Consider the following 15,630-nt stretch of genomic DNA (forward strand, 5'->3'; position numbering starts at 1 on the left):
GGCGACGCCGCCCCGAACAGAAGGACACCGATGACCGCTGCACCGCACCCCGCGGACACCCACGACCTGATCCGCGTGCAGGGTGCGCGCGAGAACAACCTGAAGGACGTCAGCGCCGACATCCCGAAGCGACGGCTCACGGTGTTCACCGGTGTGTCCGGCTCGGGCAAGAGCTCGCTGGTCTTCGACACGATCGCCGCGGAGTCCCGCCGCATGATCGACGAGACGTACAGCGCGTTCGTGCAGGGATTCATGCCGTCGGTGCCGCGCCCCGACGTCGACGTCCTGGAGGGTCTGACCACTGCGATCATCGTGGACCAGGAGCGGCTGGGCGCCAACCCGCGCTCGACCGTCGGGACCGTGACCGACGCGAACGCCATGTTGCGCATCCTGTTCAGCAAGCTCGGGCAGCCGTACATCGGCGGACCGACCGCGTTCTCGTTCAACATCCCGACGCAGAAGGCCAGCGGCGTCATGACCGGGCCGGGCGGCGAGAAGAAGATCGTGAAGGACGCAATCTACCTCGGCGGCATGTGCCCGCGCTGCGAGGGCAGGGGAGCGGTGTCGGACCTCGACCTGTCGCAGATCGTCGACGAGTCCCGGTCGCTCGACGAGGGCGCCATCATGGTGCCCGGGTACACGGCAGACGGCTGGATGGTGAAGGGCTTCTCGCAGTCGGGCTTCTACCCCGCGGACAAGCCCATCGCGGAGTTCACCGAGAAGCAGCGGCACCTCTTCCTCTACGGCGAGGTCACCAAGGTGAAGATCTCGGGCATCAACATGACCTACGAGGGCCTGATCCCCAAGATCACGAAGTCGATGCTCTCCAAAGACCTCGACGCGCTGCAGCCGCACGTCCGTGCGTTCGTGGAGCGCGTCGCCACGTTCGCGGTATGCCCGGAGTGCGACGGGACCCGCCTCACCGAGGGCGCGCGGTCGTCGAAGATCGAGGGGATCAGCATCGCGGACGCGTGCCGCATGCAGGTGACCGATCTCGCCGCCTGGGTGCGAGGCCTGACGCTTCCCGGTGCTGCGCCTCTGCTGGAGGCCCTCAGCGCGAACCTCGACGCTTTCGTCACGCTGGGCCTCGGCTACCTCAGCCTGGAACGCCCGTCCGGCACGCTGTCGGGGGGTGAGGCGCAGCGCATCAAGATGCTGAGGCACCTCGGGTCCGCGCTCACCGACGTCACGTACGTGTTCGACGAGCCGACAATCGGCCTGCATCCGCACGACATCCAGCGCATGAACAGGCTGCTGCTGCAACTCCGGGACAAGGGGAACACGGTCCTGGTCGTGGAGCACAAGCCCGAGACGATCGCGATCGCCGATCACGTGGTCGACCTCGGTCCAGGAGCGGGGAGCGCGGGCGGCGAGATCTGCTTCGAAGGCACGGTCGACGGATTGAAGGCCAGCGGCACCCGCACGGGAGAGCACCTGGACGACCGCGCGAAGCTCAAGCCCGCCGTGCGCACGGGCGCCGGGCGGATCGAAGTCCGCGACGCCTCGACCAACAATCTGCAGAACGTCGATGTCGACATCCCGACGGGCGTGCTGACGGTCGTCACGGGTGTGGCCGGATCCGGCAAGAGCTCCCTGATCCACGGCTCGGTGTCCGGTCGCGAGGGCGTCGTGGCGATCGATCAGTCCGCGATCAAGGGGTCGCGGCGCAGCAACCCCGCGACGTATACCGGTCTGCTGGAGCCCATCCGCAAGGCCTTCGCGAAAGCCAACGGCGTGAAGCCCGCTCTGTTCAGCGCGAACTCCGAGGGCGCGTGCCCCACGTGCAAGGGCGCCGGCGTCATCATCACGGAGCTCGGGTTCATGGACACGATCGAGACACCCTGCGAGGACTGCGGCGGTAAGCGCTTCCAGGCGGCGGTCCTCGAGTACACCCTCGGAGGCAAGGACATCACCGAGGTGCTCGATCTGCCCGTTGCGGAGGCGCGGGCCTTCTTCAGTGAGGGCGAGGCGAAGCTTCCCGCGGCGGCCGCGATTCTGAGCCGCCTCGAAGACGTCGGTCTGGGCTACCTGTCGCTGGGCCAGCCCCTGTCGACGCTGTCGGGCGGAGAACGTCAGCGGATCAAGCTGGCGATCCAGATGGGGGAGAAGGGCGACATCTACGTGCTCGACGAGCCCACGACGGGGCTGCACCTCGCGGACGTCGACACGCTCCTGGGGCTGCTCGACCGGCTCGTGGACGCGGGCAAGACCGTGATCGTCATCGAGCACCATCAGGCGGTCATGGCGCACGCCGACTGGATCGTCGATGTCGGACCCGGCGCCGGGCACGACGGCGGCCGAATCGTGTTCGAAGGGACGCCCGCAGATTTGGTATCCCAAAAATCGACGCTCACGGGGGAGCACCTGGCGGAGTACGTGAGCGGACCCTGATCACGCAGACGTGATCGCCACGGGACCGCGTCGTGCGTGCGACGACGCGGTCCCGTTCGGCGGAGCGTTCACGTCGACGCGGATCGGCGAGAGAGGCGTCCAGCGCCGCACCGTTCGGGAATCGATACAACTGGACCTCGTGGGGCGCGTCGTCACCGGATGTGGAGATCGCACGCTGCAGGAGAACGCCGCCGTGGTCTGGAAGGAACGCCAGTACCACGTCTTCATAGCGGCTCAGTTCCGCGGCCAGCCCGGGACGCGCCCCAGAGCAGGCAACACAACTCGATCGGGCGTTCGTGTGCAGCCTTCATGGGTTCGATCATGACAGCGTGTGGGCGACGTGGCTCGGCCGCGGTGCCCCTCGTGCATTAACCGATAATGCACATTATGTCAGGTCAGACGAGAAGCGGGTGGGGTCGTCGACCCTGCCGCCTCTCCCTGCCGCCCTTACCCGCCACCGCTGCACGAGCGCCCAAGCGGTGCGTCGCGCAGTACCGTCGGTCGACCGGTAGGGATTCGCGCGGTCTTGACGCGGCCGCTCAGCTCCAGAGGGCTTCGACGATCACGGGTACGGCATCGGAGACGTCGTAGGAACGAACCCACCGCGGTCGCACGATGACGAGCGCGAATCCAGGATCGGTCACGCGCGATCCCGGAGCGTGCCGCAAGAACACCGGCTCCAGCTCCTTCGCCCGCGCGGCCGAAGCCACCTCGGCGCTCCCCTCGAGCTGCAGGGTCACCGACCCCTCTGTGCCCACCACGAGCGCCACTGCACCATTGACCACGAGGTTCGCGACCTTGCGCGACTCGGAGCGGCTCGTGAACAGGATCGTCCCATCGTCGAGAGCCACCATTCCAACGAGCGCGGCCTCCGGCTCGCCGCCCGCTGACACGGTCGCCGCGACGCCGCGCCCGTGCTCACGGATGAACATGACCACCGAAACTCTGTCGTGGGGATCGATGGCCATGCTCACGAGACTAACGCCGTCGCCCCGGACTCACGCGGCCGACCAGACTCCCAGCTCGTTGCCCGACGGGTCCGCGAAGTGCAGCCGTCGTCCGCCCGGGAAGTCGTACGGCTCCTGCAGGATGCGCCCGCCGGCGGGTTCGATCGCGTCGCGCGTGGCATCGAGGTCGTCGGAGTAGAGCAGCACGAGGGGGCCTCCGACGGGGCGCGGCTCCTCGGCGAGGAGCAGTCCCCCGACCTCGCTGCCGTCTCCCCTGCCCGAAGCGATCCCGGCGTACGTGGGGCCGTAGTCGACGAACTCCCACCCGAACGCCGACGCATAGAACTGCTTCGCTGCGGCGAGGTCGGTGACGACGAGCTCGACATAGTCGATGGTGTGGTGCTGCGAGGTTCCTGTCATGCGGCGCACGCTACCGGCGGGCACCGACATCGCGCTCGTCCGGCGCGTCGGCGGGCAGGAGTAGCGTGGAACGGTGCCGCCCCTCTCCCCCGCATCCGCCTCTCCGGGGTGGCGCGCGTGGACCATCTGGTCGGTCGGTGTCGCCGCCTACGTGCTCGCGATCACCAACCGCACCTCGCTGGGGGCCGTGGGTGTCGAGGCGGCGGATCGCTTCCAGGCCGACGCATCCACCCTCGCGCTGTTCGCCGTCGTCCAGCTGGCGGTCTATGGCGGGATGCAGATCCCGATCGGCGTGCTCCTCGACCGCTACGGGTCGCGGCCCATCATCACGATCGGGATGCTGCTCATGGCGGCCGGGCAGCTCACCATGGCGCTGTCCCCCAGCGTCGGCATCGCCATCGTCGCGCGTGTGCTCCTGGGCGCGGGCGACGCCGCGGTATTCCCCGCCGTGCTGCGCCTCGTGGCGACCTGGTTCCCCGCGCAACGCGGACCGCTCATGGTGCAGTTCACCGGGATCATCGGTCAGGCGGGGCAGCTCATCGCCCTGGTACCCGTCGCTGCACTGTTGCACGCGACCAGCTGGAGCATCACGTTCGGCAGCATCGCCGGGCTCGGACTGCTATTCACGGTGCTGGTCTGGTTCGTCATCCGCAACCATCCGCCGGAGCGGGGCGCGGACGTGACGGTGAACACGGACACCGGCGTCGTCCGCGTCGTCACGTCCGCCATCGACACCGGCGTCGGAATCCGGGCGGCGTGGGCGCACCCGGGAACCCGCCTCGCGTTCTGGTCCCACTTCACCACCCCGTTCGCCGGCACGGCCTTCGTCCTCCTCTGGGGCATGCCGTTCCTCACCGTCGGCGAAGGGCTTCGGCCCGCGGCTGCCGCTGGGATCATCTCGATCTACGTGGTCGCCGGAATGGTCCTGGGGCCGGTGATCGGCGATCTGTCGCGGCGCCTTCCGAACCACCGTTCCCTCGCCCTCGTGCTCCCGGCTGTCGGGGTGCAGGCGGCGGCATGGATCGCGGTGATCGCCCTCCCCGGGCCGGCTCCGGCGTGGCTGCTCACCGTGCTCGCCGTCGCCCTGGCCACCGGGGGCCCGGCATCGATGATCGCGTTCGATCACGCCCGCACCCACAACCCGAGCCACCGGCTGAGCACCGCCACCGGCGTCACCAACGCGGGGGGCTTCATCGCCGCACTCCTCGCGATCTTCCTGATCGGGCTGCTCCTCGACGTGCAGGGCGCAGGCACGCCCGAGACCTACTCCCTCGACGCATTCCGGCTGGCGTTCCTCGCGCCCCTCCCCCTCTGGGCGCTGGGTGTGACCTTCATCCTGATCGAACGCAAGCGCACACGCATCCGCATGGGCCTGGATCCCGAGCGACGCCGGCGCTCGCCCCTAGGATGAGCGCATGGCCTCCGCTCCCCCCTCGGCTCCTTCCCGTCTCGACGAGTCGGACCGGCGGCGGATCGCTCGCCTCCCCCGTGGCGTCACGGCCGGTCTGATCCTCGCCGCGCTGTGGCTGCTCGCCGGAGGTGCCGCGAGGCTCTGGGGCTCCGACATCGTGGTCACCCGACTCCTCAGCTTCTTCGGCGTCGGTCCCGTCCAGGCCAACACCTGGGGCCTCCCGGCGGCATGGACGCCTGTCCTGCTCGTGCTCGTGGCGGCGGTGCTGGCATCGGTCACCTGGTTCGTGTCCGACCGCGTCGCTCCATCCGGCCGCGGCATCTGGGCTCTGTGGTTCGCCGCCGTCATCGCGGGGGCCGTGCTCGGGCTCGGGCTGGACGCGATCCGGGCGATCTCGTACCTGCAGGACTTCGGCCTGCGCGGACTCACCGTGGCCGTGGTGGAAAGCGCTCCCGTGACGACGTACTGGGCGGTGATGAGCGGCTGGATCCCGGCCGTCCTCCTCGGCCGTCGTGACGGGCAGGCGGCTCCGCCGGTTCGAGCGCGCACCGCGCTGATCAGTGCGCTCGTCAGCGTCGCGCTGTTCGTCGTCGGCGGCGGGCTCGCCGACGACGCGCGACAGCAGGACATCATCCGTGAGAACGCCGCACAACAGGCGACGACGGACGACACCGGCGCGCTCATCGATCCGACCGCCGTCGGCGATCCCGTCGCCGAGACCGCTCCGAGCGTCGGTGCACCGACCCTCCAGACCGACGCCTGCACCGGCGACCGCGCCACGCTGCTCCTCGGTGCAGCGGACGGAGCCACAGGACACCGGGCCCAGGCGATCCACCTGGTCAACGTGAGCGAGCAGCCGTGCGTGATCGAGGGCTATCCGGACATCGCCTTCGCCGACCAGAACGGACACGCGCTCGACGTCGAGGTGGTTCCGGGATCGTCGTTCCTCGCCACGGACGACGGGAGCGCCACGATCACCGTTCCCCCGCAGGGACAGGCGACCGCGGTGCTCGGCTGGGACGCCAACGCGACCGCGGGGGCGCTCGTGGCACGGCAGCTCTACGCAGCTCGCCTTCCGGGGCTGGAGCGCGGTTCGTGGCCGGTCGAGCTCGACATCGTCGCGGGATCCACCGTCGAGGTCACGGCGTGGAAGCTCGACACGTCCGCCGGGGCAGCCCCGTAGCCGGTACGCTCCCTGTCTTCAGCGCAGCAGGTGCTGGACGGTCTCGAGGACGAGCTCCACGCTGACGCGCTCCGGGACCTCGGCGTCGCCCGCTTCGAACTCCGCCAGCTCGACACCGCGGACACTCTCAGCCGGGAGCGAGGCGAACAGCGCGGCGATCTGGTGCGGGAGCAGCCCGTCGCCCACGCGGTACGCGGCGGGGATGTACCCGGGCTCGAGCACGTCCCAGTCCACGTGGATCCACACGGGTCGTCCGGCGACGAGCTCCCGGAGTCGCTCCGGGGTGCTCTCCCCCGGGCTGAGCACCGTGACGCCGTTGGCCGCCAGCAGCTCGGCCTCCGCGGGGTCGATGTCGCGCCCGCCCACCACGACCACCTGGCGCGGATCCACCCCGGCACCGTGACCGCTGTCCCAGAGCCCGCAGGCGGCCGCGAGCACCATGCCGCCGAGGTAGCCCGATCCGGTCGTGTCCGGTGTGTTGAAGTCGCCGTGCGCGTCGATCCACAGCACGACCGCATCGGGGTGATGCTCCGCGACGGCCGGGAGGGTGCCGAGGCTCGCGGCGCAGGTGTTCGTCACGAGCAGCGGGGTCGCGCCCGAGGAGATCGCTGTGTCGACGGCGTGACGCAGGCCCGTGAGCGTCGTCGCCGCGGCAGGCAGCGCCTCGCTCCAGTCGTCCTGGCGGGAAGCGTCGGGAGTGCCCACCACCTGCGCGTCAGTGCCGAGGAGCGCGGACAGGGCGTCGGCCACGAGCCGGGCGCCCACCAGGGCCCCGTCGGTGCGGTCGGCCACACGGCCCTGGGACAGGATGAGCGAGAACGGGGAGGACATCCCCCCAGTCTCCCATCCTCGCCCGGCACGGCCGCGACGACTCAGCGGCGGCGGGGCGTCCAGCCGCCCGGCAGCGGCCCGTCGACGGAGGCGCGCGCGCGGTCGCCGGCGGCCGACCACCCCTGGGCCTCTCCCTCGTGGTCGAAGCCGCCGCGAGCGACGCGGAAGCCCACGTCGTCATGGTGCATCCGGGGCGCTCCCCCGCGGCGGACGGACGCACGCACGCTCCACACCTCGTCGGCGAACCCGCCCCCGCGGAAGACGCGATAGTCGTCGTACCGCGCAGGGTCGAGCAGGTCCCAGCACCACTCCCACACGTTGCCGAGCGTGTCGAACAGCCCGTGGAGGTTGGGCAGCTTCCCGCCGACGTCCTGCGGCGCGGAGACGTGATCAGCCGCTGTCCACGCCGCATCGGCGAGTGGTGCATAGTGCGGGCCCGCGGAGCCGGCACGGCACGCGAACTCCCACTCCGCCTCGGTCGGCAACCGGTACCCGTCCGCCGTCGTGTCCCAGGTCACGTCCTCGCCGTCGAAGCGGTACACGGGGTCGAAGCCCTCCCACTCCGACGCCGCATTGCAGAAGTGCACGGCTCGCAGCCAGCTCACGTCGGCGGCCGGGCGGCGGGGATGTCGCACGGCGACGCCCAGCACGTCGGCCAGTTGCTCCTCCGTCACCGGGAAGACGCCGAGCAGGAACGGCTCCAGGGTTACCTGCCGCGTCGAACGCGTCCGTGCATCGTGCAGTGTGACCTCTCCGGCGGGAAGGCGCGTCAGCTCGATGTCGCTCACGCGGGCGTGCACTCGATCCAGGTCGGGTACTTCGCCGTGCGCCCGTCACCCGAGGAGGTGCGGGTGACCCGGCGACGCACCCAGGGACCCACGAACTCGCGATAGTACGCGAGACCCGACGGGCCGAGACCCGGGCGGTCGAGTGGCGCCCACCAGGCCTCCGGGGGTTCGAAACCCAGTGCGTGGAGCACCCGCGCAGCCACCCGGTGATGTCCGGCGGCGTTCATGTGCAGGCGGTCCTCCGACCAGTACGGCGGCTTCGAGAGCTCGCGGTCCGGCCAGTTCAGGGCGCGGATCACATCAGGGCGATCCTCGATGCGGCGCAGCACGGCCTCCGACAGCAGGTCGCCCCGGCGTTGCACGAGCGACCCCATGGGCAGTTGGCCGCTCGGGTTCGCTCCGGAGAGCAGGATCATGATGACGCCCTCCTCGTCGCAGCGCCGGAGCACGCGGCTGAACGCGTCGGCGATGTGCTCGGGATCGGCCCGCGGACGGAGCATGTCGTTGCCGCCCCCGTTGAACGACAGATGGGTGGGGCGCAGCGCCAGCGCGGGCTCGAGCTGCTGCTCCACGATCGGCCAGGCGAGCTTGCCGCGGATCGCGAGGTTGGCGTACTGGATCGGGTGACCGGCGGCGTCGGCCCACCCCTGTGCCGCGATGTCCGCCCATCCGCGCTCGCGCCCGTCGGGCAGCACATCCCCCACGCCCTCCGTGAAGGAGTCGCCTATCGCCACGAATCGCACATCGGTCACGGACCCAGCCTATTGCCGTGCCCGGACAGCGGCGTCAGCGGTCGTCGAGGGCTGCACCGCGTCGATCCACGAGCCCCCACGACGCCCCCGCCGCGAGGAGGAAACAGGCGGCGAAGACGACGAAGAGCACCGGCGCACCACCCGCGAGGAGCAGCACCGGGGCCGCGATCGGTGCCACGACCGAGGCGATGCGGCCGATGCCCGCGGCCCATCCGGCGCCCGTCCCCCGCAGCGAGGTCGGATAGATCTCCGGTGTCACCGCGTACAGTGCCCCCCAGGCGCCGAGGTTGAAGAACGACAGCGCCATACCGGTCGCGATGATCGCGGCCTCGGTGCTCGCGGTGCCGAAGAGCACGGCGGAGACGGCCGAGCCGAGGAGGAACACCGACAGCGTGACGCGGCGCCCCCACACCTCGATCAGCCACGCGGCCACCGCGTACCCCGGCAGTTGCGCGAGCGTGATGATGAGCGTGAAGCCGAACGACCGCACGAGGTCGAAACCCGCGTCGACTAGGATGCTCGGAATCCAGATGAACGCTCCGTAGTACGCGAAGTTCACGGACAGCCACACCAGCCACAGACAGAGCGTGCGCACGCGGAACTCCCGGTTCCACAGCGTCGCGAGCCTCGCCCCGGCCGTGGCGGCGATCGCCCGCGAGGCCGGCTCCTTGCGGATCGCGGGGGCCGCCGTCATCCCCGCCTCGGCCTCGAAGGCGGACACGATCCGGTCGGCCTCCGCGATCCTGCCGCGCGAGGCGAGCCAGCGCGGCGACTCCGGAAGGCCCCACCGCACGATGAGCGCGTAGACGGCGGGGATCGCACCCACCGCGAACGCCCAGCGCCACCCGGACTCCGACGCCGGGATCACGAGGAAGCCGATCAGCGCGGAGGCGGTCCAGCCCACGGCCCAGAACGCTTCGAGGATCACGATCAGGCGTCCCCTGATGCGTGCCGGGGCGAACTCGCTGACGTACGTCGAGGCCACGGGAAGCTCGGCGCCCAGTCCGAGGCCGACGAAGAAGCGCAGCACCAGCAGGGCCGCCACTCCCCCGACGAGGGCGCTCGCTCCGGTGGCGACGCCGTACACGAGGAGCGTCAGGGCGAACACCTGACGACGGCCGAACCGGTCGGCGAGCAGTCCCCCGAGCGTCGCCCCCACAGCCATGCCGACGAAGCCGATCGATGCGATGAGCCCCGCTTCGCCCTTCGACAGGTCCCACTGCTGCGTGAGAGCCGCGATGATGAACGAGATGAGACCGACGTCCATCGCGTCCAGCGCCCACCCCACCCCGGAGCCGGAGAGCACTCGCAGGTGCCGGCGCGTGAACGGGAGGACATCGAGGCGCTGGGCGAGCGAGGTGCGGCTCGGCAGGGCGGTGTTGGCCATGCCACTCATCGTAGAGGCGGGCGGGCGCGGTGCCCGCCCGCCCGCCGTCGTCAGTCGCGGTCGGCCAGCAAGCGCCGCACGCGCGGAATCACCTCGGTGCCGTACAGCTCGATGCTGCGCATCATCGCCTCGTGCGACAGGGTGCCGGTGGCGTACTTGAGGTCGAAGCGGCCGAGGCCGAGCGTCGTCACCGTGTCGGCGATCTTCGTCGCCACGCGATCAGGCGAACCGGCATAGAGCGCGCCCTCCGGCCCCACGTCGTTCTGGAAGCGCGCACGGCTGTACGGCGGCCATCCACGCTCGCGTCCGATGGTGTTGTTCATCGCCTCGAAGCCCGAGTACGCGGCGTCCCAGGCCTCGGCGTCCGTGTCGGCGATGTGTCCCGGCGAGTGCACCGCGACGGGGTGCGACGTCGTGCCGAACGAGGCGACGGAGCGGTGGTACAGGTCGACGAAGGGCCGGAACCGCGCGGCCGGTCCGCCGATGATCGCGAGCATCAATCCCAGACCATGGCGTGCCACGCGCACGACCGACTCCGGACTGCCGCCGACGCCGACCCACGTCCGCAGACCCTTCTCGGTCTTCGGGAAGACGTCGGCGTTCTCCAGCGATGCCCGCATGGTGCCCGACCAGGTCACCGGCTTCTCCTCCAGGAGGTGCACGAACAGGTCGAGCTTCTCCTCGAACAGCGTGTCGTAGTCGCGCAGGTCGTAGCCGAAGAGCGGGAACGACTCGATGAAGGAGCCGCGACCGAGCACGACCTCGGCGCGACCGTCGGACAGCGCGTCGAGCGTGGCGAACCTCTCGAACACCCGGACGGGATCATCGGAGGACAGCACGGTCACGGCGGTGCCGAGACGGATGCTCTTCGTCCGGCCCGCGATCGCCGCGAGCACCATCTCCGGAGACGACACCGCGAACTCGCGACGGTGGTGCTCCCCCACGCCGAAGAAGTCGACGCCGACCGCATCGGCCAGTTCCGCCTGAGCGACGACGTTGCGGATCGTCTGCGCCGCCGTGAGCAGCTCGCCGTCCTGATCCCGCGTGATGTCCCCGAAGGTGTCCAGCCCGAATTCGATGTCCATGTCATGCCTCTCTATTCAGCTGAATGAACAGCGGACGCCGAAGGGGCATTCCCGTGGTCTCAGCGCGGAAGCAGAGCGCTGCGCAGCGTGTCGAGACCGACGCCGCCCAGGTCGAGTGCGCGCTTATGGAAGTCCTTGAAGGAGAACGCGTCGCCCTCCGCCTGCTCGACCGCATCCCGCACCTGCTCCCAGATGCGCTGACCGACCTTGTAGGACGGCGCCTGCCCCGGCCAACCGAGGTAGCGGTTCACCTCGAACTGCACGAACTGGTCCGACATGTTCACGTTGCGGCGCAGGAAGTCGAGTGCATAATCCGCGTCCCAGACACCTTCGCCGTCGAGGCGGGGCTTGCCGAGGTGCACTCCGATGTCGAGCACCACCCGAGCGGCGCGCATGCGCTGTCCGTCGAGCATGCCGAGGCGGTCGGCGGGGTCGTCCAGATACCCGAGCTGCTCCATCAGACGCTCGGCGTACAGCGCCCAACCCTCCGCATGACCGGACGTTCCCGCCAGCAGCCGGCGCCAGGAGTTCAGCTCGGCGCGGTTGTACACGGCCTGGGCGATCTGCAGGTGGTGACCGGGAACACCCTCGTGGTACACCGTCGTGAGCTCACGCCAGGTGTCGAACTCGGTCACGCCCTCGGGAACCGACCACCACATGCGACCGGGGCGGGAGAAGTCGTCCGTGGGAGCGGTGTAGTAGATCCCGCCCTCCTGCGTCGGGGCGATCATGCACTCGAGCGTGCGGATCGCCTCCGGGATGTCGAAGTGCGAGGCGCCGAGCTCCGCGACCGCGCGGTCGCTCGTCTCCTGCATCCACGCCTGCAGTGCCTCCGTGCCCACGAGCTTGCGTGCGGGATCGCCCTCGAGGTGAGCGACGGCCTCCTCGACCGATGCTCCCGGGAGGATCTCGTTCGCGATCGCCGTCTGCTCGGCGACCATCCGCGCGAGTTCCTCGCGGCCCCACTCGTACGTCTCGTCGAGGTCGATCGTCGCCCCGAGGAACCGACGCGAGTTGAGGGCGTAGAGCTCGCGTCCGACCGCATCCTGCTCCCCCGCCTCGGGGGCGAGCTCCTCGGCGAGGAAGCGGCGCAGTTCGCCGTAGGCCACGCGCGCGGCGGCGGAGTTGTCGGCGAGCGTGCGCGCGAGCGACGCGGGCAGCTGCCCCTCGTCCGGGTCGGCGTGCGCGACGAAGGCCGCGAAGAACCCGTCATCGGCGATGTAGCGGTCGATCTGCGTCGCGACCTCCGCGACCTGGCGCCGTGCGGGCGTGACCCCCTCGGCGATCCCCGTGCGCAGCGTCTCGACGTACCCGCGCAGGGCACCAGGGACCGCCGCGAGACGGGTCGAGATGACCTCCCAGTCGTCGACCGTCGACGTCGGCATCAGGTCGAACACGGCGCGGACGTCCTGCGCCGCGGAGGCGATCACGTTGAGGTCGCGCAGATGCCACTTCGCGTCGTGCAGTTCGAGGTCCAGCCGCAGCTCGGCGCTCAGGTCGGTCTTCGTGACTTCGTCGATCGCGTCGACGGGCTCGAGCGCGGACAGCTTGTCGAGCGTCGCCCTGGTCGCCGCGGCGACCTCTTCGTGGCCTTCCGGGCTCAGGTCGCCGAATCGATCGTTGACCTCCGAGCGACCGATGTAGGTGCCCAGGGTCGGGGCGAGCACGGCGATGGTGTCGACCCAGTCATCGGCGACCTTGTCGATGGCGGAGGGGGTGCGGGGTGCGGAAGTCATGGTTTCCAGCCTAATCCCCGACCCCTCGCCGGTGAGGTCAGTGCGCGGCCTCGTTCCAGTCGCGACCGCGACCGACCTGCACATCGAGAGGGACCGAGAGCTGCGCGGCATCGCCCATGCGGGTGCGGACGATCTGCTCGACCCGATCCCACTCCCCCGACGCGACCTCCACCACGAGCTCGTCGTGGATCTGGAGGAGCACCCGGGACGAGAGCTCCGCGGCCTGCAGGTCGTCGTGGATGTGGAACAGCGCGATCTTCATGATGTCCGCCGCACTGCCCTGGATCGGGGCGTTGAGCGCGGCACGCTCGGCGTTCTCGCGCAGCACCCGGTTCGGGCTCGCGAGGTCGGGGAACGGGCGGCGCCGACCGAAGATCGTCTCGGTGTAGCCGTCTTCCTTCGCCTTCATGACCGACGCGCGCAGGTAGTCGCGCACCGCGCCGAAGCGGGCGAAGTACTCGATCATGAGCTGCTTGGCCTCGGCCTGCTCGATGCGCAGCTGCTTCGACAGACCGAACGCCGACAGCCCGTAGACCAGACCGTACGACATGGCCTTGACCTTGGTGCGCATCGCCGGGGTGACATCGCCCGGCTCGACGCCGAACACCCGCGCACCCACGAACCGGTGCAGGTCTTCGCCGCTGTTGAACGCCTCGATGAGCCCCTCGTCGCCCGACAGGTGCGCCATGATGCGCATCTCGATCTGCGAGTAGTCCGCGGTCAGCAGCGTCTCGTACCCCTCGCCCACCTCGAACGCACTGCGGATCCGACGTGACTCCTCGGTGCGCACCGGGATGTTCTGCAGATTGGGGTCGGTGCTCGACAGCCGGCCGGTCTGGCTCCCCGTCTGCACGTACGTGGTGTGCACCCGATGGTCCGGTCCGATCGCCCCGTCCAGCGACTCGATGATCTGCCGCAGCTTGGTCGCCTCGCGGTGCTGCAGCAGCAGGCTCAGGAACGGGTGCGGGTGGGACTCCTGCAGATCGGCCAGCACCGCGGCGTCGGTCGAATAGCCCGTCTTGGTCTTGCGCGTCTTCGGCAGCTGCAGGTCTTCGAACAGCACCTCCTGCAGCTGCTTGGGCGAGCCGAGGTTGAACTCGCGCCCGACCACCGAGAACGCCTCCTGCGCGAGCACATCCGCTCGTGCCGCCAGCTCGCCCGAGAACGTGGACAGCACCTCGTGTGAGACGGCGACCCCCGCGAGCTCCATGTCGGCGAGGGTGAGCAGGGTCGGCAGCTCGATGTCGGTGAGCACGGCGGCGACCGGCTCCGGGAGGTCGCCGCGCAGCGCCTCGGCCACGCGGAGGACGAACCAGGCCTCCTGCGACGGTGTCGCCCCTTCGGTCTCGGGCACCAGCTGCGAGGGGTCGGCCTCGGGCAGCTTCTCTCCGAGGTAACGCTGCACCAGGTCGGACAGCGTCTTGTCGGGGAAGCTCGGGCGCAGGAGCCAGCCCGCGAGACTCGTGTCGTACGCCAGTCCGCCGAGCCGGATGCCCTGGCGCCGCAGCGCCTTCACCTGCGGCTTCGCGTCGTGCAGCACCTTCGGGGCAGAGGACTCGAGCCACTCGCGAAGAGCCGCGGCCGCGTCGTCGGACCAGTCGAGCTCGCGCAGCTCCGTCTCGGTGGCGGCCCCCAGGCGCACGGGAGCCCCCGCCGCGATCGTCACGCGCAGTGCCACATCGCTCTCCTGCGCGGCAGCCCACGAGGCGAGCTCGGCGCCGCTCACCTGCGCGGGAACGGGCATCTCGACCACGGCCGCCGGGTCGTCGGCCACCTCGCCCGCGCCCACCGCCTCGAATACCCGCGGCAGCAGCGTGCGGAATTCCAGGCGGGCGAAGATGTCGCGCACGGCCTGGGCGTCGATGGGCGTGACCGCGAGGTCTCCCGGGGCCACCGGCAGCTCGACGTCGGTCAGGAGACGGTTCAGCTTGCGGTTGCGACGCACGTCGTCGATGTGGTCGCGCAGGTTGCCGCCCACGACGCCCTTGATCTCGTCGGCGCGATCGAGCAGCTCGTCGAGAGAGCCGAACTGGGTGAGCCACTTGACCGCGGTCTTCTCCCCCACCTTCGGGACGCCGGGCAGGTTGTCACTGGTCTCGCCCACGAGCGCCGCGATGTCGGGGTACTGTTCCGGGCGGACGCCGTAGCGCTCCTGCACGGTCGTGGGGTCGTAGCGCTTGAGCTGGGACACGCCCTGCACGGACGGGTACAGCAGGGTGATGTCGTCGGTGACCAGCTGGATGGTGTCCCGGTCGCCCGACACCACGAGCACGTCGTAGCCCTGCGCGGCGCCCTGGGTCGACAGCGTGGCGAGGATGTCGTCGGCCTCGATGCCCTCCTGCGTCAGGACGGGGATGGACATGGCCGCGAGGCAGTCCTGCAGCAGCGGGATCTGGCCCTTGAACTCGGAGGGGGTCTCGGAGCGGGTGGCCTTGTACTCGGGGTACTCGTCGGTGCGGAACGAGTGCCGTGACGTGTCGAAGGCGATGGCGAGGTGCGTCGGCTGCTCGGCCTTGATGAGGTTCACCAGCATCGACAGGAAGCCGTAGATGGCGTTCGTGTGCTGGTTGTCCTTGGTCGTGAAGTTGTCGACCGGGAGGGCGAAGAAAGCGCGGTAGGCGAGCGAATGGCCGTCGACGACCATGAGGGTAGGCTTTGCGGAGTCCGTCACCCTGTCAGCCTAACGAGGAGCACGGACA

Annotated in this window: 12 protein-coding genes; 3 read left to right on the top strand and 9 right to left on the bottom strand. The window is 70.0% G+C overall.

Features of this window, described 5'->3' with window-relative positions; all coding sequences use genetic code 11:
- The first annotated feature begins 30 nt into the window (after positions 1-30).
- Positions 31-2,391 carry an ATP-binding cassette domain-containing protein gene (locus tag ACFWCH_RS14145; protein WP_378803684.1) on the top strand — a complete coding sequence of 787 codons (2,361 nt, stop codon included), beginning with the start codon at positions 31-33 and terminating at the stop codon, positions 2,389-2,391.
- Positions 2,392-2,930: 539 nt separating this feature from the next.
- On the opposite strand, the gene ACFWCH_RS14150 is transcribed toward ACFWCH_RS14145, so the two are convergent.
- Together ACFWCH_RS14150 and ACFWCH_RS14155 are read right to left on the bottom strand one after the other, a co-directional pair.
- Positions 2,931-3,359: a pyridoxamine 5'-phosphate oxidase family protein gene (locus tag ACFWCH_RS14150; protein WP_247638781.1), complete on the bottom strand. Its 429-nt coding sequence runs from the start codon at positions 3,357-3,359 to the stop codon at positions 2,931-2,933.
- Between the two features lie 30 nt (positions 3,360-3,389).
- The gene (locus tag ACFWCH_RS14155) at positions 3,390-3,758 is read right to left on the bottom strand and encodes a VOC family protein (protein ID WP_136037347.1); all 369 of its coding nucleotides are present in this window, start codon (positions 3,756-3,758) and stop codon (positions 3,390-3,392) included.
- 73 nt (positions 3,759-3,831) lie between these two features.
- On the opposite strand from ACFWCH_RS14155, the gene ACFWCH_RS14160 reads away from it, so the two are divergent.
- Positions 3,832-5,169, top strand: coding sequence for an MFS transporter (locus ACFWCH_RS14160; RefSeq protein WP_247638782.1), 1,338 nt, complete (start codon positions 3,832-3,834; stop codon positions 5,167-5,169).
- 4 nt (positions 5,170-5,173) lie between these two features.
- On the top strand, positions 5,174-6,352 hold the full coding sequence (locus tag ACFWCH_RS14165; RefSeq protein WP_378803685.1) for a DUF4232 domain-containing protein: 1,179 nt from the start codon (positions 5,174-5,176) through the stop codon (positions 6,350-6,352).
- Between the two features lie 18 nt (positions 6,353-6,370).
- Here ACFWCH_RS14165 and ACFWCH_RS14170 read toward each other — a convergent pair whose 3' ends face one another.
- Genes ACFWCH_RS14170 through polA form a run of 7 tightly spaced genes read right to left on the bottom strand, consistent with a single transcriptional unit; the run spans position 6,371 to position 15,602 of the window.
- On the bottom strand, positions 6,371-7,183 hold the full coding sequence (locus ACFWCH_RS14170; RefSeq protein WP_136045223.1) for an arginase family protein: 813 nt from the start codon (positions 7,181-7,183) through the stop codon (positions 6,371-6,373).
- Between the two features lie 41 nt (positions 7,184-7,224).
- Positions 7,225-7,971 carry an SUMF1/EgtB/PvdO family nonheme iron enzyme gene (locus ACFWCH_RS14175; RefSeq protein WP_247638784.1) on the bottom strand — a complete coding sequence of 249 codons (747 nt, stop codon included), beginning with the start codon at positions 7,969-7,971 and terminating at the stop codon, positions 7,225-7,227.
- Entirely contained in the window at positions 7,968-8,714 is a 747-nt protein-coding gene (locus tag ACFWCH_RS14180) for an SGNH/GDSL hydrolase family protein (RefSeq protein WP_378803864.1), read from the bottom strand. The genes ACFWCH_RS14175 and ACFWCH_RS14180 overlap by 4 nt, the downstream gene beginning before the upstream one ends.
- A gap of 43 nt (positions 8,715-8,757) precedes the next feature.
- A complete protein-coding gene (locus ACFWCH_RS14185; protein ID WP_136037342.1) occupies positions 8,758-10,110 on the bottom strand; it encodes an MFS transporter in 1,353 nt (450 codons plus the stop codon).
- Positions 10,111-10,160: 50 nt separating this feature from the next.
- Positions 10,161-11,195 (bottom strand): LLM class flavin-dependent oxidoreductase, encoded by a 1,035-nt coding sequence (locus tag ACFWCH_RS14190; protein WP_241115011.1) that lies wholly within the window; start codon positions 11,193-11,195, stop codon positions 10,161-10,163.
- Positions 11,196-11,254: 59 nt separating this feature from the next.
- Entirely contained in the window at positions 11,255-12,931 is a 1,677-nt protein-coding gene (locus tag ACFWCH_RS14195) for a DUF885 domain-containing protein (RefSeq protein ID WP_136032400.1), read from the bottom strand.
- Positions 12,932-12,968: 37 nt separating this feature from the next.
- Positions 12,969-15,602 carry a DNA polymerase I gene (gene polA / locus ACFWCH_RS14200; protein WP_205814443.1) on the bottom strand — a complete coding sequence of 878 codons (2,634 nt, stop codon included), beginning with the start codon at positions 15,600-15,602 and terminating at the stop codon, positions 12,969-12,971.
- Positions 15,603-15,630: the final 28 nt, after the last annotated feature.

The organism is Microbacterium sp. NPDC060132 (assembly GCF_042729675.1).
GTDB lineage: Bacteria > Actinomycetota > Actinomycetes > Actinomycetales > Microbacteriaceae > Microbacterium > Microbacterium sufflavum.